At 71.2% G+C, this 20,297-nt stretch carries 20 protein-coding genes; 13 read left to right on the top strand and 7 right to left on the bottom strand.

What is annotated here, in order from left to right:
- The first annotated feature begins 53 nt into the window (after positions 1-53).
- Positions 54-662 (top strand): Pr6Pr family membrane protein, encoded by a 609-nt coding sequence (locus tag ITJ50_RS01345; protein ID WP_194589774.1) that lies wholly within the window; start codon positions 54-56, stop codon positions 660-662.
- A 35-nt stretch (positions 663-697) separates the two neighbouring features.
- Here the strand turns inward: ITJ50_RS01345 and ITJ50_RS01340 are convergent, their stop codons facing one another.
- Both ITJ50_RS01340 and ITJ50_RS01335 read right to left on the bottom strand, forming a co-directional pair.
- Complete coding sequence (locus ITJ50_RS01340) at positions 698-1,381, bottom strand: YqaJ viral recombinase family protein (RefSeq protein ID WP_017888641.1); 684 nt, start codon at positions 1,379-1,381, stop codon at positions 698-700.
- A 68-nt stretch (positions 1,382-1,449) separates the two neighbouring features.
- A complete protein-coding gene (locus ITJ50_RS01335; RefSeq protein WP_017888642.1) occupies positions 1,450-2,661 on the bottom strand; it encodes an ROK family transcriptional regulator in 1,212 nt (403 codons plus the stop codon).
- 143 nt (positions 2,662-2,804) lie between these two features.
- Between ITJ50_RS01335 and ITJ50_RS01330 the strand changes: the two genes are divergently transcribed.
- The 6 genes from ITJ50_RS01330 (at position 2,805) to ITJ50_RS01305 (ending at position 9,196) form a co-directional block, all read left to right on the top strand.
- Entirely contained in the window at positions 2,805-3,551 is a 747-nt protein-coding gene (locus tag ITJ50_RS01330) for a sugar phosphate isomerase/epimerase family protein (protein ID WP_194589773.1), read from the top strand.
- On the top strand, positions 3,548-4,699 hold the full coding sequence (locus tag ITJ50_RS01325; RefSeq protein WP_194589772.1) for a Gfo/Idh/MocA family protein: 1,152 nt from the start codon (positions 3,548-3,550) through the stop codon (positions 4,697-4,699). Before ITJ50_RS01330 ends, ITJ50_RS01325 begins: the two co-directional genes overlap by 4 nt.
- A gap of 113 nt (positions 4,700-4,812) precedes the next feature.
- The gene (locus ITJ50_RS01320) at positions 4,813-6,114 is read left to right on the top strand and encodes an extracellular solute-binding protein (RefSeq protein WP_194589771.1); all 1,302 of its coding nucleotides are present in this window, start codon (positions 4,813-4,815) and stop codon (positions 6,112-6,114) included.
- A 178-nt stretch (positions 6,115-6,292) separates the two neighbouring features.
- On the top strand, positions 6,293-7,288 hold the full coding sequence (locus ITJ50_RS01315; protein ID WP_017888646.1) for a carbohydrate ABC transporter permease: 996 nt from the start codon (positions 6,293-6,295) through the stop codon (positions 7,286-7,288).
- Positions 7,281-8,120 (top strand): carbohydrate ABC transporter permease, encoded by an 840-nt coding sequence (locus tag ITJ50_RS01310; RefSeq protein ID WP_017888647.1) that lies wholly within the window; start codon positions 7,281-7,283, stop codon positions 8,118-8,120. The genes ITJ50_RS01315 and ITJ50_RS01310 overlap by 8 nt, the downstream gene beginning before the upstream one ends.
- A gap of 131 nt (positions 8,121-8,251) precedes the next feature.
- Positions 8,252-9,196, top strand: coding sequence for a TolB family protein (locus tag ITJ50_RS01305; RefSeq protein WP_056070664.1), 945 nt, complete (start codon positions 8,252-8,254; stop codon positions 9,194-9,196).
- Positions 9,197-9,329: 133 nt separating this feature from the next.
- Here ITJ50_RS01305 and ITJ50_RS01300 read toward each other — a convergent pair whose 3' ends face one another.
- Both ITJ50_RS01300 and ITJ50_RS01295 read right to left on the bottom strand, forming a co-directional pair.
- Entirely contained in the window at positions 9,330-10,007 is a 678-nt protein-coding gene (locus tag ITJ50_RS01300) for an ABC transporter ATP-binding protein (protein ID WP_031260507.1), read from the bottom strand.
- Positions 10,008-10,108: 101 nt separating this feature from the next.
- Positions 10,109-11,644: an ABC transporter permease gene (locus ITJ50_RS01295; RefSeq protein ID WP_194589770.1), complete on the bottom strand. Its 1,536-nt coding sequence runs from the start codon at positions 11,642-11,644 to the stop codon at positions 10,109-10,111.
- Positions 11,645-11,806: 162 nt separating this feature from the next.
- On the opposite strand from ITJ50_RS01295, the gene ITJ50_RS17720 reads away from it, so the two are divergent.
- The 6 genes from ITJ50_RS17720 to ITJ50_RS01265 are packed head-to-tail and all read left to right on the top strand — an operon-like array spanning position 11,807 to position 17,143.
- Positions 11,807-13,261 carry an oligosaccharide flippase family protein gene (locus ITJ50_RS17720; protein WP_056070671.1) on the top strand — a complete coding sequence of 485 codons (1,455 nt, stop codon included), beginning with the start codon at positions 11,807-11,809 and terminating at the stop codon, positions 13,259-13,261.
- A gap of 22 nt (positions 13,262-13,283) precedes the next feature.
- Complete coding sequence (locus ITJ50_RS01285) at positions 13,284-14,030, top strand: sugar phosphate nucleotidyltransferase (RefSeq protein WP_194589769.1); 747 nt, start codon at positions 13,284-13,286, stop codon at positions 14,028-14,030.
- A gap of 54 nt (positions 14,031-14,084) precedes the next feature.
- Complete coding sequence (locus ITJ50_RS01280) at positions 14,085-14,720, top strand: D-sedoheptulose-7-phosphate isomerase (RefSeq protein WP_017888653.1); 636 nt, start codon at positions 14,085-14,087, stop codon at positions 14,718-14,720.
- Complete coding sequence (locus ITJ50_RS01275; RefSeq protein WP_017888654.1) at positions 14,717-15,691, top strand: hypothetical protein; 975 nt, start codon at positions 14,717-14,719, stop codon at positions 15,689-15,691. The genes ITJ50_RS01280 and ITJ50_RS01275 overlap by 4 nt, the downstream gene beginning before the upstream one ends.
- A complete protein-coding gene (locus tag ITJ50_RS01270; RefSeq protein ID WP_194589768.1) occupies positions 15,675-16,268 on the top strand; it encodes a D-glycero-alpha-D-manno-heptose-1,7-bisphosphate 7-phosphatase in 594 nt (197 codons plus the stop codon). The genes ITJ50_RS01275 and ITJ50_RS01270 overlap by 17 nt, the downstream gene beginning before the upstream one ends.
- Positions 16,265-17,143 carry a glycosyltransferase family 2 protein gene (locus tag ITJ50_RS01265; protein WP_194589767.1) on the top strand — a complete coding sequence of 293 codons (879 nt, stop codon included), beginning with the start codon at positions 16,265-16,267 and terminating at the stop codon, positions 17,141-17,143. The genes ITJ50_RS01270 and ITJ50_RS01265 overlap by 4 nt, the downstream gene beginning before the upstream one ends.
- 5 nt (positions 17,144-17,148) lie before the next feature.
- Here ITJ50_RS01265 and ITJ50_RS01260 read toward each other — a convergent pair whose 3' ends face one another.
- The 3 genes from ITJ50_RS01260 to ITJ50_RS01250 are packed head-to-tail and all read right to left on the bottom strand — an operon-like array spanning position 17,149 to position 20,242.
- On the bottom strand, positions 17,149-17,859 hold the full coding sequence (locus tag ITJ50_RS01260) for a glycosyltransferase (protein ID WP_194589766.1): 711 nt from the start codon (positions 17,857-17,859) through the stop codon (positions 17,149-17,151).
- Positions 17,856-19,214 carry a PIG-L family deacetylase gene (locus ITJ50_RS01255; RefSeq protein ID WP_194589765.1) on the bottom strand — a complete coding sequence of 453 codons (1,359 nt, stop codon included), beginning with the start codon at positions 19,212-19,214 and terminating at the stop codon, positions 17,856-17,858. The genes ITJ50_RS01260 and ITJ50_RS01255 overlap by 4 nt, the downstream gene beginning before the upstream one ends.
- On the bottom strand, positions 19,208-20,242 hold the full coding sequence (locus ITJ50_RS01250; protein ID WP_056070689.1) for an acyl-CoA dehydrogenase family protein: 1,035 nt from the start codon (positions 20,240-20,242) through the stop codon (positions 19,208-19,210). The genes ITJ50_RS01255 and ITJ50_RS01250 overlap by 7 nt, the downstream gene beginning before the upstream one ends.
- Between the last annotated feature and the right edge of the window lie 55 nt (positions 20,243-20,297).

Below are 20,297 nucleotides of genomic sequence, written 5' to 3'. Positions count from 1 at the left end.
AACGGTGCGGGTCCTTTCCGCATGTGGGGCGCGTGTCCCGATAACGTGGTGTGGTGCGCACCCTCGTGAACTCGCTCCGGCTGATCGCCGTCATCGCCATCGTCGTCGCGGTCGTCGCGCAGTGGCTCGAGAGCGCGAAGTCCCCGACCTACTCGTTCTGGAACTTCTTCGGCTACTTCACGATCCAGTCGAACCTGATCATCGCCGTGGCCCTCGCGATGACGCTCGTCGCCGCGGCACGTCGCAAGCGGGCGGACCTCGCCGTCTCGGTGCTCCGCGGTGCCGCCACGGTGTACATCGCGACGACGGGCATCGTCTACAACACGCTGCTCACGGGCGCGAACGTGTCGGCCTCGGTGCCGTGGTCGAACGACATCGTGCACAAGATCATCCCGGTGTACGCGGTGCTCGACTGGCTGCTGTTCTCGGACCGAGCACGGCTGCTGCTCCGGCACGTGTGGTGGTTCCTGCTCTACCCGGCGGTCTGGACCACCGTGGTGCTCGTCCGCGGTGCGACCGACGGGTGGGTGCCGTACCCGTTCCTCGACCCCGCGCAGGGCTACGGTGTCGTCGCGATCTACGTCGTCGGGATCGCGGTGTCGATCACCTTGCTCGGGATCCTGGTCGTGGGGATGAGCCGGTTGCGGCTGGTGAAGGTCTAGCTGGTGACGGTCCAGCAGACGGTCCAGCTGACGGTCTAGGAGCGGAAGCCGCGCAGTTTGTCGAGCACCAGGTCGGCGAGCTGCACCAGCCCCCGGATCTGGTCGTCGTCGCGGTCGACCCAGCGGCACTCGGGTTCGTCGGCCACCGGGACGAACCCGTCGTGGCGTTCCCAGACGAACAGGGTGCGGTCGGCGCCGAGCACGTACTGCTGCCACCAGATCTGCCGCAGGTAGTGCCGGGGGATGCTCCGCCAGCCCTTGCCGGTGGTCTTGATCTCGGCGAGCACCACACGGGACGACTCGTCGACCCCGACGCCGTCCGGGGTGGCGAGGTGCGCGCGGTTCGCGGCGGCGTGGAACAGGTGCGCCGAGGGCTGGATGCCGTGGGTGGCGGCCACCCAGGCGGCGATGACCGGTTCGCGGTCCTTCCCGTGCTCGGTGAACGCGTTGCCGGAGAACCGGGAGCCGTAGCGCTTCTCGGTGACGACGGCCTCGACGGCGCGCAGGGAGGCGAGCCGGGCGACGTCGGTGGCGGTGATGCCCATGGCGCGGGCGCGGAGCCACGCGACGCGGTCCGAGGAGTGCGCGACGATGCGCTCGGTGTGGCCGCGCAGGGCGGTGAACGCGTCACGCGCGGCCGGGACCGGCGTACCGGGGGCGGGATACGCCTCCAGGCCGGGGTCCAGGTCGCCCCACAGGGTGGGCTGCACGATCGTCACCCCATGATTGTCCCCCCGACCACCGGCAGGACCGAAACCGACGCGCTCACGCGGCGGGCGGGTGTGCGTCAGGAGGCCAGTTCGCGGCCCTCGGCGAAGGCGACGAGCTCGTCGACCCCGGCGGGGGAGAGGGCGTAGCCGATGGCGAGGGCCGCGGCACCCTGCAGCGCTGCGAGGGAGCCCGCACGGGACTGCACGATGACGAGGTGCTCGCTGGCGAGGGGCATCGAGCGGGAGTAGACGACCTCACGGACGCCGGCGAGCAGGTGCTCACCCGCCTGCGTGATCGATCCGCCGAGCGCGATGACGGACGGGTTGATGAGCGAGATGCACGTCGCCAGCACTTCGCCGATGTCACGGCCCGCCTGCCGGACGGCGTAGATCGCGTCGAGGTCCGATCGGTTCACCAGGTCGATGACGTCGGCTCCGGTGTGCACGTCGTGCCCCTTCGCGCGGAGGGCCCGGGCGATGGCCGGACCGGAGGCGACGGCCTCGAGGCAGCCGGTGTTGCCGCAGTGGCACGGGACGTCGCCGGCGCGCGAGACGCGCACGTGCCCGATGTCCCCGGCGGTGCCCTGGGCGCCGCGCTGCAGTCGGCCTTCGGACACGATGCCGGAACCGATGCCGGTGGCGACCTTCACGAACAGCAGGTGGTCGATGTCCGGCCAGCCGTGCTCCCGTTCGCCGAGCGCGGCGATGTTCACGTCGTTGTCGAGCAGGACGTGGGCGGCGATGTGCTGGCGGAGCCACGAGGGCACGTCGAAGCCGTCCCAGCCGGGCATGATCGGCGGGTTGGCCGGTCGTCCGGTGGAGAACTCGACGGGTCCGGGGACGCCGATGCCGATCGCGATGACGTCCTGTCGGTTGCGCCCGACCTCGGCGAGCAGGTCGTCGATCGTCTCGACGAGCCACGACAGCGTCGGCACCGGGCCGGCCGCGATGTCGATCCGGGCATCACGGGTGGCGAGGGGTGCCGCGACCAGGTCGGTGACGGCGACGCGGCCGTGCGACGCACCGAGGTCGGCGGCGATGACGAGCCGGGCGCGGGGCTTCAGCGCCACCTGGGCGGGCGGACGGCCGCCGGTGGAGACGGCGGTGTCGACGGCACCGACGAGTCCGATGTCGATCAGGGAGTCGAGGCGCACGCCGATGGTGGAGCGTGCGAGTCCTGTCAGTGCGGCGAGCTCGGCCCTGGTGCGCGGCACGCCGTCGCGGAGGATCTGGAAGAGCTCGCTCGTCCCGACCGGAGGCGACGCTGCCGTCCGGTTCAAGTCGACCATGTGGGGAGTGAAGCACACATCGTTCGCGCCACGCAATGAAGTCCGTCGACATTCCTTCGACTTCTGCTTGACCGCCGACAAAAGTGCTCGTAGTGTGACGATCGGTCACTGACGACCGCACCATCTCGACGAGGAGAACCCTGGTGACCCAACCGCTCTCGGTCCAGCTCTACACGGTCCGCGATGCCCTCAGCGCCGATCTGCCCGGCACCCTGCAGCGCATCGCCGACATCGGCTACACGAACGTCGAGGCCTTCGGCTTCGTCGACGACGCCGACGAACTCGCCGCCGCCCTGCGGAGCGCAGGCCTCGCCGCCCCGAGCGGCCACGCCCGGCTGCTCGACGCCGGCGAGCAGGACCTCGAGCGCATCTTCCACGCGTCCACCACCCTGGGGTTCGGGACGCTCATCGACCCGCACATCGACGAGGCCCGCTGGACCACCCGCGAGGACGTCGAGGCGATCGCCCGCGAACTCAGCGCGCTCGCCCCGCGGGCGGCCGACCACGGTCTGGTGCTCGGCTACCACAACCACGCGTTCGAGTTCTCGAACCGCATCGACGGCGTCAGCGCCTACGAGGTCTTCGCCGACGCCCTGTCCGACGACGTCGTGCTCGAGCTCGACACCTACTGGGTGCAGGTCGGCGGGGACGACCCGGTCGCGGTCATCGGCAAGTACGGCGACAAGGTCCGGTTCCTGCACGTCAAGGACGGCGACGGCTCGCACGACGACAAGCAGCAGGTCGCCGTCGGCAACGGCATCATGCCGATCCGCGACATCATCGCCGCCGCACCCGAGGCCCTGCACGTCGTCGAGCTCGACGACCACGACGGTGACGTCTTCCAGGCCGTCGCCGACTCCTACACGTTCCTCGAGGGGGCCCGCGCATGACCGACACCACGACCGCCGCTGCGACGGCGACCGACAGCACGCTGCGCACCGGCCCGGTCGGCGTCGGCGTCATCGGCGCCGGGGTCATCTCGGACCAGTACCTGTCGAATCTCACGGTCTTCCCCGACGTGACGGTCCGCTTCATCGCCGACATCGACCTGCCGCGCGCTGCCGCCCAGGCTGCGAAGTGGGGCGTCCCCGGCTCGGGCACCGTCGAGGAGCTCCTGGCCGACGACGACATCGAGATCGTCGTGAACCTGACGATCCCGGCTGCCCACGTCGAGGTCGCGCTGCAGGCCCTGGCCGCAGGCAAGCACGTCTGGGGCGAGAAGCCCTACGCCCTCGACCGTGCCAGCGCCGCGGAGCTCCGTGACGCCGCGGCCGCCGCGGGCAAGACGGTCAGTGTCGCCCCGGACACGTTCCTCGGCGCCGGCCTGCAGACCGCGCTCCGCACCATCCGCGAGGGCCGCATCGGCACGCCGCTCAACGGCCTGACGCTGTTCCAGAGCCCCGGCCCGGAGTCGTGGCACCCGAGCCCCGAGTTCCTCTTCGCGTACGGCGCCGGTCCGCTGTTCGACATCGGCCCGTACTACATCACCACTCTCGTCCAGGCGTTCGGACCGGTCAAGAAGGTCACGGCGACGGCGTCGAAGTCCCGCGCCACCCGCACCATCGGCTCCGGACCGAAGGCCGGCACCGAGTTCCCGGTGGACGTCCCGACGAACCACTCGGCGCTCATCGAGTTCGAGAACGGCGGGAGCGCGCAGAGTGTCTTCTCGTTCGAGTCCGACCGCGGCCGGACCGGTTTCGTCGAGATCGCGGGGGAGACCGGCACCGTCGTGTTCCCCGACCCGAACAACTTCGACGGCGACACCGAGCTGTACCTGCTCGGTGCCGAGGAGCCCGAGACGATCCCCGCGGTCGGCTCCACCTCCTCGCGCGGCACCGGCGTGGTCGACCTGGCCCGCTCGCTGCGGGCCGGCGAGACGAACCGCGTCCCCGGTGCGCTCGCCTTCCACGTCCTCGACGTGATGGTCTCCATCGCCGAGGCAGCAGAACGTGGCGAGGCGGTGCTCGTCGAGAGCACCGTGTCGCCCTCCCCGACCCTCCCCGAGGGCTGGGACCCCGCGGAACGCACCCTGGCCTGACCGCCGGGGCGCTGCCCGCAACCCACAGCAGCACCCGACCAGCACCATCCGCAGCACCAGCTCCACCTCTGCACCATCCCTGCACCATCTCAACGACGAGAAAGTAGAGAGTCATGCGCACTGCCATCCGCGCACTGGCCATCACCGCGGCCGCCGCACTCACCGTGACCGGCCTCGCAGCCTGCTCCTCCGGATCGTCCGGCGACGCCGGCGACTCCAAGACGCTCACCTACTGGGCGTCCAACCAGGGCACGTCCCTGCAGAACGACAAGGAGGTGCTGACCCCCGTCCTCGAGAAGTTCACCAAGGAGACCGGGATCAAGGTCGACCTCCAGGTCATCGGCTGGAACGACCTGCAGAACAAGATCCAGACCGCCGTCACCTCGGGCCAGGGCCCGGACGTCGTCAACATCGGCAACACCTGGGCGACCTCGCTCCAGGCCACCGGCGCCTTCCAGGAGTTCGGTGACGCCGAGATGAAGGCGATCGGCGGCGCGGACAAGTTCGGCAAGGTCGCCCTGTCCACCGGTGGCGCGCCCGACAAGACGGTCACGAGCGTCCCGCTCTACGGCCTCGCCTACGGCCTGTACTACAACAAGAAGATGCTGTCCGACGCCGGCATCACCCCGCCCACCACGTGGGAGGAGATGGTCTCGGACGCCGAGAAGCTGACCAAGGGTGACACCTACGGCTTCAGCCTCGCAGGCGGTTCGTACACCGAGAACTCGCACTTCGCGTTCATCAACTCGGCGCAGAACGGTGGCGAGTGGTTCGACAAGGACGGCAAGCCGACCTTCACCTCGAAGGCCAACGTCGACGGCATCAAGCGGTACCTCGACCTCATGCAGGACTCGAAGGTCGCCAACCCGTCGAACGCGCAGTACGACAACGCCACGCAGTCCACCACGGACTTCGCGAAGAAGAAGGCCGCGTTCATCCTCAACCAGAACAACGCGAACGCGACCATCGAGTCGCTCGGCATGAAGTCGTCCGAGTACGGCGTCGTGGCCCTGCCCGCCCCGAGCGGTGGCGAGCAGATCGCCTCGTTCCCCGCTGGCATCAACCTGTCGGTCTTCAAGAACACGAAGAACAAGGACGGCGCGCTCGAGTTCGTCAAGTACATGACGAGCATGGACACGCAGACGACGCTGGACAAGCCGTACTCGGCCCTGCCGGTGCTCGCCAAGGCTGCCGACTCCGTCACGGACGAGCAGACGAAGACGTTCCTCGACATCTACAACAACAAGGCGAAGCCGCTCCCGCTGGTGCCCGCCGAGGACCAGTTCGAGTCCACGGTCGGCAAGGCGATGAACGACATGTTCGCCAAGATCGCGACCGGATCCAAGGTCTCCGAGGCCGACATCAAGTCGGCTCTGCAGACCGCCCAGGACCAGGTGTCCCAGGCCGCCGGTTGATCCACCCTGGAGGCCCGGGTCGCGTCCGCAGGACGCGCCCGGGCCTCCAGCCCCTGACGCTCCAGAGCCGACCACCCGTCGGCCGTGAGGCACACGCCCCACGCACCCCGCGCCTCCCGGCTGCCACGGCACGCGCGGACCGCACCTGCACGCCCCTCCTGCCGAAAGGCCCCACCAGATGTCCACGACGGTCCTGCCCGACTCGGAGCGCATCGACCTGACGCACACGAAGGCCCCGACGATGTCGGGCCGTCCGCCAGGTCGCAAGCGCAAGACCCACTGGCTGCCCTACGCGCTCGTCGCGCCGGCCATCCTGTTCGAGCTGCTCATCCACATCGTCCCGATGCTCACCGGCATCTGGATCTCGTTCATCCAGCTCACCAAGTACTTCATCGCGAACTGGGGCGCCGCGCCCTTCGCCGGGTTCCGGAACTACCAGGTCGTGGTCGACTTCGACCAGGCGATCGGCCGCGGGGTCCTCAACTCGTTCCTCATCACGTGTGCCTTCACGGTCCTCGTGGTCGGGCTCTCCTGGACGTTCGGCATGGCCGCAGCCGTCGCGCTGCAGAAGCCGTTCGCCGGACGCGGGCTGTTCCGCACCCTGTTCCTCGTGCCGTACGCGCTGCCGATGTACGCCGGCGTCATCACCTGGAAGTTCATGTTCCAGCGGGACTCGGGGGCACTGAACCACCTGCTGGTCGACCAGCTCGGACTGTTCGGTGGCAACGCCCCGTTCTGGCTCATCGGCAACAACGCCTTCGTCGCGGTCGTCGTCGTGGCCATCTGGAAGACCTGGCCGTTCGCGTTCCTGATGCTGATGGCCGGCCTGCAGTCCGTGCCGAACGACGTGTACGAGGCCGCCTCGGTCGACGGCGCGAAGCCGTTCCGGCAGTGGCGCTCGATCACGCTGCCGATGGTCCGTCCGGTCAACGTGACGCTCGTGCTCGTGATGTTCCTGTGGACGTTCAACGACTTCAACACCCCGTTCGTGCTGTTCGGCTCGACCGCGCAGCCACCGGCCGCGGACCTGCTGAGCTTCCACATCTACAACGCGTCGTTCATCACCTGGAACTTCGGTTCCGGCGCCGCGATGAGCGTCCTGCTCCTGCTCTTCCTGCTCGTCGTCACCGGCATCTACCTCGCCGTGACCAACCGGAGGTCCGTCCGTGCGTGAGACAACTGGCGCCAAGTCCTTCAAGATCATCACCCTGGTCGTCCTGACGCTGTTCACGGTCGTGCCGCTCTACGTGATGATCACCACGGCCATCAAGCCCCTCGGCGACGTGCAGGACAACTTCACGTGGATCCCGTCACGGATCACCTTCCAGCCGTTCATCGACATGTGGTCGACGGTGCCGCTCGGCCGGTACTTCATCAACTCGCTCGTCGTGTGCACGGTGGCGACGGTGTTCTCGCTGATCATCGCGACGTTCGCCGCCTACGGTGTCTCGCGCTGGAACTTCAAGGGCAAGAGCACCTTCACCACCGCGGTGCTCTCCACCCAGATGTTCCCCGGCGTGCTGTTCCTGCTGCCGCTGTTCCTGATCTTCACGAACCTCGGCAACACCCTGGGGATCCAGCTCGTCGGGTCGTGGCTCGGGCTGATCATCACGTACCTGACGTTCACGCTCCCGTTCTCGATCTGGATGCTCGCCGGGTACTTCGAGACCATCCCGCGCGAGCTCGACGAGGCCGCGATGGTCGACGGTTCGGGTCCGATGGGTGCCCTGTTCCGGGTCATCCTGCCGTCGGCCCGTCCGGGTCTGGTGGCGGTCGGGATCTACTCGTTCATGACGGCCTGGGGTGAGGTCCTCTTCGCCTCGGTCATGACGAACGGGCTCGGTTCGACCCTGGCGGTCGGTCTGCAGCAGTACTCGACGCAGACGAACGTGTACTGGAACCAGGTCATGGCGGCGTCGCTCGTCGTGTCGATCCCGGTCGTGGCCGCGTTCCTCGTGGTCCAGCGCCAGTTCGTGGCCGGCCTGACCGCGGGCGCCGTGAAGTAGGCGGAGCCCCTTTCCGCAAGACACCGGTGTTCACGCTCGACACCCCCGCATCACGCGGTGCGCAGCGTGAACACCGGTGTTCTGCCGTTCCCCACCGACCCCGACCACCCGACGACCGACAGGATGGAAGCATGAGCGACGAGACCCGGGGGCGGCAGCTGCTGCCCGGACAGACCAGCCGCGTGCACGTGTACGACGTCGGGTCACGGACCGCGCGGCTCGTGTTCGAGTCGGCAACGGTGCTCGTCGAGGCGCCGAACGTCCTGGACGCCGACACCCTGGTGCTGAACGGCGACGGCGACCTCTGGCTGCTGCGGTTGCCGTCGGCCGACAGCGGCACCGTGCTCGACGAGACCGCGCTCGTGCCGGTGCCGATGGACGGCGTCGACGAGATCAACAACGACCACGTGCTCGACCCGTCCGGCACCTCGATCGTGGTGAGCGCCCGCGACGGCGAGCTGTACCGGGTCCCGTTGCCGGACGGCGGCCCCGCGACCCGGATCACCGACGTCGCTGCGGCCCTGCCGACCAAGCGGAAGTTCTACCTGCACGGCATCGCCCCGGACGGCAGCGCGCTCGCCGCGATCGTGGGGGAGCTGTCCGAGGACGGCGTCTGGACGACCGACGTCGCGATGGTCGACCCCGCGACCGGTGAGCCGACGTTCGTCACGCGGGACGAGCACCCCGACGACGGCTGCACGATCACCGCCGACGGCACGCTGCTCTGGAACACCGAGCGCTTCACACCGGGGACCGCGCAGCTCGCGTCACTCCGGCCCGGCGCCGACGACCCCGTCCGGATCACGAACGACGAGCGGGTGAACTGGTTCCCGCACCTGTCGCCCGACGGCGCACACCTGCTGTCCCTGTCGTACGAGCCCGGCGTGCAGGGCCACCCGGCCGACCACCGCGTCGAGCTCCGGCTGCTGCCCGGCTCGCTCGTCCGCGGCGCCCGGATCGCCGTGCAGCCGGAGACCCTGGTGGCGCTCGACGGCGGGCAGGGGACGGTCAACGTGCCGCCGTGGGCGCCGGACTCGACGTGGTTCGCGTACTGCGACTACCCGGTGGCGCGGTAGCGGGAGCGCCGGGGGGATCGGCGGCGTCCTCACGCGCTGAGCGACAGTCCACGCGCTCCTGGAGGCGTGGACTGTCGCTCAGCGCGGAACGCGGACGGACGCCCCGCGCCTGCCCGCGCACCCGCCTGCCCCGCTAGACCTCGCACACCTGCCCCTGCTTGATGTGCAGGCGCCGCTCGGCCCGCTTCGCAACCCACGAGTCGTGCGTGACGATGACGACGGTCAGCCCGCGCTCCCGCCACTGCTTCTCGATGAGCGCCATGATCTCGTCGCGGGTCGACTCGTCGAGCGCACCCGTCGGCTCGTCGGCGAGCAGCACGCTCGGGTTCTTCACCAGCGCCCGGGCGATCGCCACCCGCTGCTGCTGTCCGCCGGAGAGCTCGGCCGGCAGGTGCTCCATCCGCTCACCCAGCCCGACCTCGCGGAGGGCAGCCACCGCACGCTCGCGGACCTCGGTCCGGGACCGGTTCGCGAGCGACCCCGCGAACGCCGTCTCGACGTTCTCGAGCGCCGTCAGCGTCGGGATCAGGTTGAAGCTCTGGAACACGAAGCCGATCTCGGTCGCGCGCAGGTCGGTCAGCGCGCCGTCGCCGAGCTTCGCCACGTCGCGGTCGCCACCGAGGTGGATCGACCCGGCACTCGGCCGGTCGAGCGCTCCGAGCATCTGCAGCAGCGTCGACTTCCCGCCGCCGGTCGGCCCCTGGACGGCCACGAGCTGCCCCTGCGGGATCGTCAGGTGGACGTTCGTCAGGGCGGTGACGGTCCGGTTCTTCTGCTGGTAGGTCTTGCTGACGTTCGTCAGCCGGTACATCGGACTGGAGGCACGGCGCGCCTCCGCCTCGCCGGTCGCGGTGTCGGTGCTGGTCACGGGTGCTCCTGTCGTCGGTTCGGTCGTGTCGGTGCGGCCGGGCATCAGGCCACGCTCCGGAGCGCTTCGGCCGGACGGAGCCGGCTCGCACGCCAGCCGCCGAGCGCGCCGGCGATGAGCCCGCCGAGGATCGCCAGGCCGATCGCCAGCAGGACGATCTCGACGGTCACCGGGGCGTGCAGCACCACGTCGGTCGTCGACGCGGTGCTCGCGCCGCCGCCGAAGCCACCGGCCGGTGCACCGCCCGTCGTGCCGCTGCCCGCGGCCGCGGTCGCTGCGCCGCCGGGCATGCCACCGCCGCCACCGGCACCCCCGCCGGTCGTGCTCGAGGCGCTCGCCGAGATCGTCGGGCTGATGACGTTCACCACGAGGATGCCGATCAGGCCGGCCGCAGCGCCGAGCACGCCGCCGATCAGGCCCTGCACCAGGGACTCGCCCGCCACCTGTCGGGTGATGCGGCCGTTCGACCAGCCGATCGCCTTGAGGGTCCCGAACTCGCGGGTGCGGCGGGTCACGCCGGAGATCGTGAAGAGGATCGCGATGAGGAACGCCGCGGCGAGCACGACGATCGACAGCCACGTGCCGAGGTTCGCGACCAGGCTCGACGCGGTGCTGAGCGACCCGGACACGCTCGAGGCCAGGTCGGCCTCGGTGGAGACGGTGGCGCTCGTCAGCTTCGCCTGCAGTGCGGACTTGATCGTGCTGACGTCGGACGAGGACTCGGCCGACACGTAGATGGAGGTGACCTTGCCGTCGAGGTCGGCCAGCGCCTGCGCGGTGTCGAGCGGGATGTAGGTGTTCGAGCCCGTGGTCGAGGCCGAGCCGGTGGAGCTGACGATGCCGATGACGGTGAAGTCCGTGCCGCCGATGTCGACCGTGTCGCCGACCGCCTTCGACTCGCTCTTCGCGTACGACGCATCGAGCACGACGACGTCCTTGCCCGCGTCCTCCGCGGCGAAGGTGCGCCCCTTCGTGAGCTCGGTGCTCGTGAGCGGACCGACCGTCTCGCCGGACACCGGGATGCCGGTCACCGTGAACGAGTCGACGCTGAACGACCCACCGCCGAACCCGCCGCCACCGCCGGTGTCCCCACTCGGCGGGCCCTGCTGGGTCGTGCTGTCGCTGCTGCTGTCCGTGCTGCTGTCGTCGGTCGACTGCTGCTGGACCTGGCCGGAGAACGTGCTGTTCTCGAGGGTCAGGACACCCGTTGCGGCCTTGACGCCGTCGGTGCTCGTGATCGTGGACAGGTTCGCGGCGTCCAGGGTGCTCGTGCCGCGGGCGACCGCCAGTCGCGACTGGGACAGGTCGGTCGAACCGCTGTCGTCGTCGCTGTCGCCCTGGCTGCCGAAGTCGAAGCTCGGACGCCCGCCGTTCGTCGACGCCGTCGCGGTCTTGGTGACGGTGATGTCGGTGCCGACGCCGTAGACGGACTGCAGGACGCTCGACTGCGCTGCCTGCACGCCACCCGAGATCGACGACACGATCACCACGAGGGCGATGGCCAGGGCCATCCCGGTCGCGATGATGACCGTCTGCTTCTTGCGGTTCGTGAGTTCGCGCCTGAGGTAGGTCAGGAACATGGTTCTCCTCGGTGGTGGCCGGCTGGGGTCACCGGCCGCGCAGTGCACGCGGCGGGGCCGACGGAAGAGAACCTAGGCAGCGTGGTTGTGGCGGTCACTGCTGCTTCCGATGAACCGCGTAAGCGACCCCCGGCAAAGGATGACACGTGATATTCTGGATGCGTGGCGATCGTGCGGAGTGGGGTGTTCAGCATCGCCGCGACCGCTTTCCGGGCCTCCGTGCAGATCGTCTCGAACGTCGTCGTGGCACGCGTCTTGGGGCCGGACGCCTACGGGGTCGCCGCGGCGGTGCTCGCGCTCGGTGTCGTCCTCGAGCTGGTCCGCAACAGCGGGTTCGCTGCGGTCGTCCTGCGTTCGGGTGCGCTCCCGGCGGACGTCCACGTCGCGCTCCACCGGGCGAGCTCCCTGACTGGGATCCTGCTGGGGGCCCTCGTCGCCGCCGCCGGTCTCCTCGTCCTCCGGGCGCTGCCGTCGTCGCCGTCCGGCGGGCTGCTCCTGGCGATCGCAGTGGCCTTCCCGCTCGCCGGCCTCGTCGCCGTCCCGATCGCCTCGATGGTGCGCCAGCACGAGATGGGACGGGTCGCACTCGTCGAGTCGATCGCCGTGGTGCTCGGTTCCACCCTGTCGATCGGTCTCGCGCTCGTCGGCGCCGGATCCGTCGCGATGGTGGCGCAGGTGGTGGCCCTGTGGATCGTGATCACGGTCGGCGTCGTCGTCCTGCGCCGCGTGCCCCGCGGCACGGCAGCACCGTGGCGTTCGGTCCGCACCATGGCCGCGCTCGCGCGGGACGTGTCCTTGGTCCAGCTGGTCTCGCTCGTCGCCAGGGCAGGGGACCGCGTGCTGGTGGCGGCGCTCTTCGGCCCGGCGGCGTCCGGCTTGTGGGTCCAGGCCGTGCAGCTGATGACCCTGCCGCTGGACCAGATCGGGGCGGCTGTCCAACGGATCGCGGTCCCGGCGATGGCGGGCGTCGACGCCGTGGTGCTCCGTGAGCGGTTCCGGCGACTCGTCGGCACGGTGACGCTCCTGGCGTGGCCGGTCCTCGCCGTGCTCGGGGTGCTCGCCGGCCCGATCGTCCACCTGCTGTTCGGTGACGACTGGCTCGGCTCCGCGGCACTCCTGCCGTTCCTCGTCGTCGCGGGCGGGGCGCAGGCGCTCGGGTTCGCGGCCGTCTGGTACTTCATCGCCAGTGGCCGCGCCGGGCGACAGGTCCGTTGGGCGCTGGTCACCCAGCCGGTCCTCGTCGGCGCCCTCGTCGTCGGCACCGTCTGGGGGCCGCAGGGCATGGCTGCCGCGTACGCGGTGGCCTGCTCCGGGCTCGTGGTGCCGGCCTTCCTGGTGGCGACGAAGGGATCCGGTCTGCGGTTGCGCGACCTCGGACTCCCGGTCCTCCCCGCGGCCGCGGCCACGAGCGCCGCGGTCCTCGTGTCGGCCGTGGTCCGAAGCGGGTTCGGTGCTGATCCGATCGGCTCCGTGCTCGTGCCGGGCATCCTGGCAGCACTGGCGGCACTGCTCGTCGCCCTCGTGTTCCCCGACGTCCGATCGGCCCTGCCCCGTCGGCGCCGACGACCTCCCCGTCCCCGTCCCAGGAAGGCGCTCGCCCGTGGCCCGGTTCCCTGATCCCGTCCCCCCGGTCCCACCCGTGCGGACGGCTGTCATCCCCGCCGCCGGTCGCGGCACCCGACTCGGTCGCCTGACGCAAGCGATCCCGAAGGAGCTGCTGCCACTCGGCGACCGGCCGACGCTGGACATCGTGGTCGACGAACTGATCGGCGCCGGGATCGAGCGCATCGTCCTCGTCACCCGGCCGGACAAGACGGCCTTGAACGACTACGTCACGGACGTCCTCCGGCCGGACGCCCGAGCCCGGGGTGTCGAGTTGGAGACCTGTCTCCAGACTGCCGGGCCGGGCAACGGGGGAGCGATCCTGTCGGCTGCGACCCGCGTGCGCGATGAGTCCTTCCTCGTGCTCTGGGGTGACGAGGTCGTCTTCGGTGAGAACCGCAGCGCCGTCGTGCTCGACCGTCACCGCAGGACCGGACTGCCCGTCATCGCTGTCGTGCGTGCTCCGCGTGCGGCGCTCCGACGCTGCGGTGTCGCTCGTGTGGACGCCAGCGGGAGGGTCGTCGAACTCGTCGAGAAGCCGGTCGACCCGCCCGTCGACGGGCTCGCTTCGGTCGGTGGGTACGTGGTCACGCCAGCGGTGCTCGGAGCGCTGCGCGCCGTGGCCCCCGCGGCCGACGGGGAGTTCTACCTCAGTGCTGCGCTCGGCGCGCTCGCACTCGACGGGGGCGTGCAGGCCGCACGGATCCACGGCGACTGGCACGAGACCGGGTCGATCGACGGCTACACGACCGCGTTCGCCGCAGCGGTTGCCTTTCGCCGTTGATATTTCGCATGTGTAATGGGTATGCTGGTCGTCGACACCGAACGAAGGACAGCCATGCTCACCACCACAGCCCCTGACCTGCGGGCCGCCGCGCAGATCGTCGAGGCGTACTCCGTCCAGGTCGACCGGTTCGCCCGTCGGTTCCCCGTCGACGAGATCGCGCGCATCGCGGCCGTGCTCGTCGACGCCCACCGCGACGGACGCTCGGTCTTCGTCTTCGGCAACGGGGCCTGCGCGGCGTTGGCGAGCCACATGGCGGCCGACCTCGCGAAGAGCCTGGCTCCGTCCCGTCAGGCCGACCCGCTCGCTCCGGTCGCCGAGCGGCTGCGGATCCTCGCCCTGACCGACAACGCCGCAATGATGACCGCCGTCGGCAACGACTTCGACTACGACGACGTGTTCCTCGAGCAGCTGCGGGTCCTCATGCGCACCGGGGACGTCGTGTTCGGGCTCAGTGCCTCCGGGGGATCCGCCAACGTGCTGCGCGCGCTCGACTTCGCCCGCGACCGCGGCGCCGTCACGCTCGCCTTCACCGGGGCGATGCAGGGACTCCCGCCGATCCTCGACCTCGTCGACGTCGCCGCCGTGGTGCCGTCGTGTGACATCGACGTCATCGAGGACTTCCACGTCGCGTACCACCACGCGCTCACCCGTGCCTTCGTCGCCGGCGTCCAGGTCGCCCGCTCGTGATCATCGCCCGCTCCCCGCTCCGCGTCTCCTTCTTCGGTGGGGGCAGCGACCTCCCCGCGTACTTCTCCGAGCAGCCCGGGTGCGTGGTCAGCACCACGATCGACCTGGCCGTCGAGACCGTCGTCCGCCCCCGTGCACGTGGTGGGATCCGCGTCGTGACCGACGGCGTGCAGACGGCGGACTCCCCGGCAGCCATCGAGCACGACTTCGTGCGCGAAGCCCTGCTGCACGACACCCCGGCGGTCCCGGTCGACGTCTCGATCCACTCCGACGTCCGGAGCTCCGGGACCGGCCTCGGCACCTCCGGCGCGGTCGTCACCAGCCTGGTCGCGGCGTTGGCGGCACTCCGCGGTGCCGACCTCGAGCCGAGCGCGCTCGCCGCCACGGCCAGTGAGATCGAGATGATCCGCTGCGCGCGTCCGGTGGGCCTGCAGGACCAGACCGCGTCCGCCCACGGGGGACTCCGTCGCTACGACTTCGGCACCGACGGCTCGACGGTCGCGACGCCCATCGACATGCCGGAGCGTGCCAGGCAGGACCTCGAATCGTCGCTCGTGCTGGTCGACACCCTGATCGGGCGGGACGCCGGACAGCAACTCGGCCGCCAGTCCCGCACGATGTCGCGGCCGGGCGGAGCGCGGGACCGCGTGACACGGATGGTGGAGCTCGCCCGGGTGATGGGCGACGAGCTCGCCGCCGGTCGCACCGACTCGTTCGGCCCGGCCCTGCACGAGGCATGGACGCTCAAGGCCGCGGTGCTCGGAACGACGGCGAGCCCCGTCGTCGAGCTGTACGAGCACGGGCGCACGCTCGGGGCCACCGGCGGGAAACTGCTCGGTGCCGGCGGTGGCGGGCACATGCTGTTCGTCGTGCCCCCCTCCGAGCGTGCTGCGTTCGTCCGGGCCCTCGGCCCCGAACGCGTCGTCCCGTTCGCCTTCTCGGAGACCGGGACCCGTGTCCGCGTCGCGTGACCGCCACCGGTCGTTGGAACGGCTCTCCGAACGGCCGCTCGACGGCGTCGATGCACTGTTCCTCGACCGGGACGGTGTGCTCATCGTCGACCACGGATACGTCGGGTCGCTCGACCGCACCGAGCTCGTCCCCGACGCCATCGAATCGGCTGCTGCGGCCTGGCACGACGGCGTCCCGGTGGTCGTCGTGACGAACCAGAGCGGCATCGCCCGGGGCTGGTACGACTGGTCCGGCTTCGACACCGTGAACGGGCGCATCCGCCGAGCCATGCAGTCCCACGGCGCGGACGTCGACGTGATCGTCGGGAGTGCTCGACTGCCCGGTGACCCGGACCCGTGGCGGAAGCCCGGACCCGGCATGGTCCTCGCGGCGGCAGCGACGTTCGGCATCCGGCTCGCCGGGTCCTGGATCGTCGGTGACCGTCCGTCCGACCTCGCCTGTGGTCGGACCGCCGGGCTCGCCGGCGGTGTCCTCGTCGGCGACCTCCACGCCACGGGGGTGACCCCCGCCGCCGGGATCACCACGGCGGCCACGATGATCGGCGCGACGGCCGGACGACGGGAACCCGCACGATGAGCGGCGTCGCACCCCAGCCCACGGTCGGCGTGGTCATCCCGGTCGGACAGCGCACCACTGTCGAGCTCGGCCCCCAGTTCGCAGCGCTCGCCCGGCAGACGTGGACCGGACCCGTCGAGATCGTGGTCAGTTGCAACGGTGAACCCCGTCACCTGGTCGATGCGCGGATCGCTGCAGAGGAGTGGCCGCGCGGCTGGACGGTCCGCTCCATCGACTCGTCCGCGATCCGAGGCGCTGCCCCGGCGCGGAACGCCGGTTGGCGGGCACTCCGCTCCGACATCGTGCTGTTCTGCGACGCTGACGACGTCGTGGCGGACACCTGGATCGCGGGGATGGTCCGCGGGCTGGCCGATGCCGGTGTCTGCACGGGGCCGCTGCTGCACGACGCGCTCAACGAGCCGTGGATGTGGGAAGCGCCCGAGCAGGCGTGGCCGATCGTGCGGTTCGGGCACCTCCCGCACACGTCCGCTGCCAACCTCGGCATGCGGCGCACCGTCCTCGAGGCCACCGGGGGCTTCGACACGTCGCTCGGTGCCGCCGAGGACATCGACCTGGCATGGCGTGCGACCTACCTCGGGTTCCCGACCCACTTCGAACCGTCCGCATCGGTCCAGTACCGACTCCGCCGAGGCACCCGGGAGCTGTTCCGGAACAACCGGCACTACGCGCGCTGGGACCGTGTCCTCGTCGACAAGCACCGAGCGGACGGCGCCGCCTGGCGTCCCCGCGAGGTCCTCCGTCACCTCCTGGCGACCGGATGGGCGCTCGTGGGCGCACCGTTCGGCCGGCGGCGACGACGTGCTGCGGCGATCCGCCTCGGGACGGTCGCCGGCTGGGTGGAGCGGTTCACCGGCCGACGCCCCACCTCCACCTAGGACGGTCAGCCGACGTCGCCGTACTGCTGGCGCAGGTGTTCGGCGTACCCGCCCGGGGTCCTGCCCGCGAAGCGCCCGCTCGTCACCACCGGCAGCTCGACGGTCGCGTCCACGCGGAACCCGAGTGCTCGGGCCCGGGTGACCAGGCGGGCGTCCTCGTGTTCGGGGACGGGGTCGAACCCGCCGAGCGTGACGTACGCCGCGGCGAGCACGCCGAGGTTGGCGCCGTGCACGTGACCGAGCGCGGCGCCCGGCGGGTGCGCCCGCGTCCACCGGTCGAACACCGCGGGCGCCAGGTCGTCCGGGTCCGGGACGACGGCGCCGACGAGCACCTGCGCGCCGGATGCCAGTGCGTCGGACTGCTGGACGAGCCACCGCTCGTGCACGCGCGAATCGGCGTCGGTGTGCGCGAGCCACCGAGCCACCGGGTCGCCGTCGTGCGCTCGCAGCGCGTGCGTCGCCCCGATGGACCGTGCCCGACCGACCCCGACACGGTCCGTGGTCAGGACGTCGACCGGGTACCGATCGACCACGGCAGCGGTGTCGTCCGTGCAACCGTCCAGCACCACCGTGATCGCCGCGTCGACCCCGGGCCGCTCCGTGGCGAGCCGGTCGACCGCCACCAGGAGCGATCCGAGGCACGCGGCGATCCGGTCGGCCTCGTCGTGCGCCGGGACGACCACGTCGATGCGCGGTCGGTGGTGGGGCACGGTCACCGGACGATCCCCTCGGCCCGGGCCACCGAGGTGACCGCCGGGCCGGGCAGCACACTCAGCACGAAGTCCGCTTCCACGTGCCGGAGCAGGGCGGGACGCGGCCAGCGTTCGGTCAGCCGCGCGTCCACCGCGTCGCCGCTCGACACGGCCTCGTCGTCGGGGTGCCGCCAGTGACAGGCGACGAGCACGCCGTCGTCGTCGAGCGAGGTGAGCACGCGGTCGATCGTGGCGTCGAGGTCGGCCGGGGACAGGTAGTACCCGACCTCGGACATCACCACCAGGTCCCAGCGGCCCTCCGGCCACTCGGACGGCAGGGCCGCCTGCAGGAACCGCGCGGTCGGGGCACGGCGGGCGGCACGCTCGAGCGGTGCCGCCGAGATGTCGGTGCCGAGCACGTCGTCCGTGCGTTCGGCCAGGGCGGCGGTCAGGACGCCGGTCGCACAACCGAGCTCGAGCGCCGAGCGGAAACGCGGGCGGGGGAGCGCCGCCAGTGTCACGGCCCGCTTGCGCTGCTCGTACCAGGACCCGTCGAAGTCCCACCCCTCGGGCTTCCGGTCGTAGTGCGCGTCGAACGACTCGCGAGACCGCGACGCGGCGGACTCCGGCACGAAGAACCACTCGGTCGTCCGCAGGTGGTGTGCGGCGTGCCGGTCGTCGACGATCGCCTCGTCGCCGACCGCGGGCGAGAGCGGCCGGGTCTGCGACGGGTAGGCATCGAGGGCGGCGCGCTTCCGGGCGACGAGGTCCTCGGTCAGCGGCAGCGCTCGAGCGCGGTCCCACGGGGCGACGGTGTGCTCCGGCTCGTCCCAGTGCCACGCCCAGATCGGGTACGCGAGCAGGTCGACGTCGGGGGCGCTCGCCGCGGCGGCCTCGGTGACCTCGCCGGCGATGCGGTGGTCACGGTGCCCGTCTCCAGGCCACGGTGCGACGAGGAGCACCGGGTGCGCGGCCGCGGCCAGCGCCTGGTCGACGGCCTCCGTCACGCGGTCGCGGTGTTCGCGGGTCGTGCCGTCCGGGATCCCGACCGAGGTCGACGTGACGTCGGGGTGCAGGACGCGCACGGCCGCAACGAACTCCGCGTCGCGTGCGGCGGCGAGCGCCTCCGCGGTCGTCGTGGGGGAGTCCGGGTGGGAGCGCTCGCCGCGGGTGAGGAGCAGCACGTGCACGGGGGTGCCAGCCTGCGCAGCCGCCGCGATCAGGCCACCGGCACCGAGGGTCTCGTCGTCGGGGTGCGGTGCGACGACGAGCACGGACCCGGTGTCGGCCAGGTCGATCGCCGGTGCGTCCACGCCGTCGAGGAACCGTGTCCACGCCGCCGGGTCGGTCCCCGGTTCGCGGTGGTCGAAGTTCACCACGCGACACCGCCGCGCTCGAGCACCATCCGGCCGATGCGGGCGAGGTCGCGTGCACCGTGGTCCTGCAGGACGTAGAGCTCGAGGTCGGCGACCCGCGCGGCGACGGCGGCATCGGCGGTCAGCGGTGCCGGGCCGATCGTCGCGACCACCCGTTCGCGCACCGCGTCGACCGACCGGCGCACCCGCGATCGCACCGTCTGGGCGAGCAGCCGCCAGTCGGTGTCGTCGGAGGCCGGGTCGGAGCCGTCGATCCGGGCAGCGGCGTCGGCGAGGGCGTCCTCGGCGTCGGCGAGGTCGGCGACGGTGGCACCGAGGGCCGCCTGCAGCAGCTCGGACTCCGGGTGCGCGGCCGCGGCGTCGCGGAGCACCCGTGCGAGCCCGACCGCACCGCCCCACCAGCAGGCCGCGACGCCGATGCCGCCCCACGCGAAGCCCGGACGCTCCAGGTACCAGCCGGGGGCGCCGACGGGTCGTGCCCGGACACCGTCGAAGTCGACCGGTCCGCTCGGCACGTCGGGCATGCCGCGTGCGACCCAGGCCTCGTCGTGCACGGTGACGCCCGGCTGTCGCAGGTCCACGGCGACCAGGACGCGTTCGTCACCCAGGTGCGCGGTGACCAGGGCGTGCGAGAGCGTCGAGGCGAGCGAGCACCACGGCTTCCTGCCGTGGAGCAGGACCGTGCCGTCGTCCTGTGGTGCGGCGTCGAGCCGCAGCCCCAGGCCCTCGGCGGCGAAGACGCCCCAGGTGGAACCGTCCGGGGCGTCGACCCCGGCTTGCGCCAGGATCCCGAGGGCGTCCAGGTGCGGTTCGACGGTGCGGGCAGTGGCGACGTCCGCTGCGGCGACCGCGGCGAGCGTGCCGAAGAAGCCGCCGGCCGTGCCGGCGGACAGGGGCGGGGTGGCGGCGGCGACCGCCTGCGCGACCGCCAGGCGGTCCGTCGGTGTCGAGCCGGGCCTCCCGGTCGTCCGTTCGATCCGCGCGGTTTCCAGGTGCCGGGCCGACGACGGCCAGGCTGCAGATCGCAACATGCTCCCAACGTACGGAGCGTCGGGCCGTGGACGTGTCCTCGATCCACAGAACGCA

Source organism: Curtobacterium sp. VKM Ac-2889 (assembly GCF_015350855.1).
Taxonomy (GTDB): Bacteria; Actinomycetota; Actinomycetes; order Actinomycetales; family Microbacteriaceae; genus Curtobacterium; species Curtobacterium poinsettiae.
This window is presented reverse-complemented; position numbering and strand designations above follow the sequence as displayed.

What these genes read in the sequence shown, in the direction of transcription:
- ITJ50_RS01320 (WP_194589771.1), top strand. Translation starts at nt 4,813, where the DNA reads ATGCGCACTGCCATCCGCGCACTGGCCATCACCGCGGCCGCCGCACTC.
- ITJ50_RS01300 (WP_031260507.1), bottom strand. Translation starts at nt 10,007, where the DNA reads ATGTACCGGCTGACGAACGTCAGCAAGACCTACCAGCAGAAGAACCGG.
- ITJ50_RS01315 (WP_017888646.1), top strand. Translation starts at nt 6,293, where the DNA reads ATGTCCACGACGGTCCTGCCCGACTCGGAGCGCATCGACCTGACGCAC.
- ITJ50_RS01295 (WP_194589770.1), bottom strand. Translation starts at nt 11,644, where the DNA reads ATGTTCCTGACCTACCTCAGGCGCGAACTCACGAACCGCAAGAAGCAG.
- ITJ50_RS01305 (WP_056070664.1), top strand. Translation starts at nt 8,252, where the DNA reads ATGAGCGACGAGACCCGGGGGCGGCAGCTGCTGCCCGGACAGACCAGC.
- ITJ50_RS01265 (WP_194589767.1), top strand. Translation starts at nt 16,265, where the DNA reads ATGAGCGGCGTCGCACCCCAGCCCACGGTCGGCGTGGTCATCCCGGTC.
- ITJ50_RS01325 (WP_194589772.1), top strand. Translation starts at nt 3,548, where the DNA reads ATGACCGACACCACGACCGCCGCTGCGACGGCGACCGACAGCACGCTG.
- ITJ50_RS01280 (WP_017888653.1), top strand. Translation starts at nt 14,085, where the DNA reads ATGCTCACCACCACAGCCCCTGACCTGCGGGCCGCCGCGCAGATCGTC.
- ITJ50_RS01335 (WP_017888642.1), bottom strand. Translation starts at nt 2,661, where the DNA reads ATGGTCGACTTGAACCGGACGGCAGCGTCGCCTCCGGTCGGGACGAGC.
- ITJ50_RS01250 (WP_056070689.1), bottom strand. Translation starts at nt 20,242, where the DNA reads ATGTTGCGATCTGCAGCCTGGCCGTCGTCGGCCCGGCACCTGGAAACC.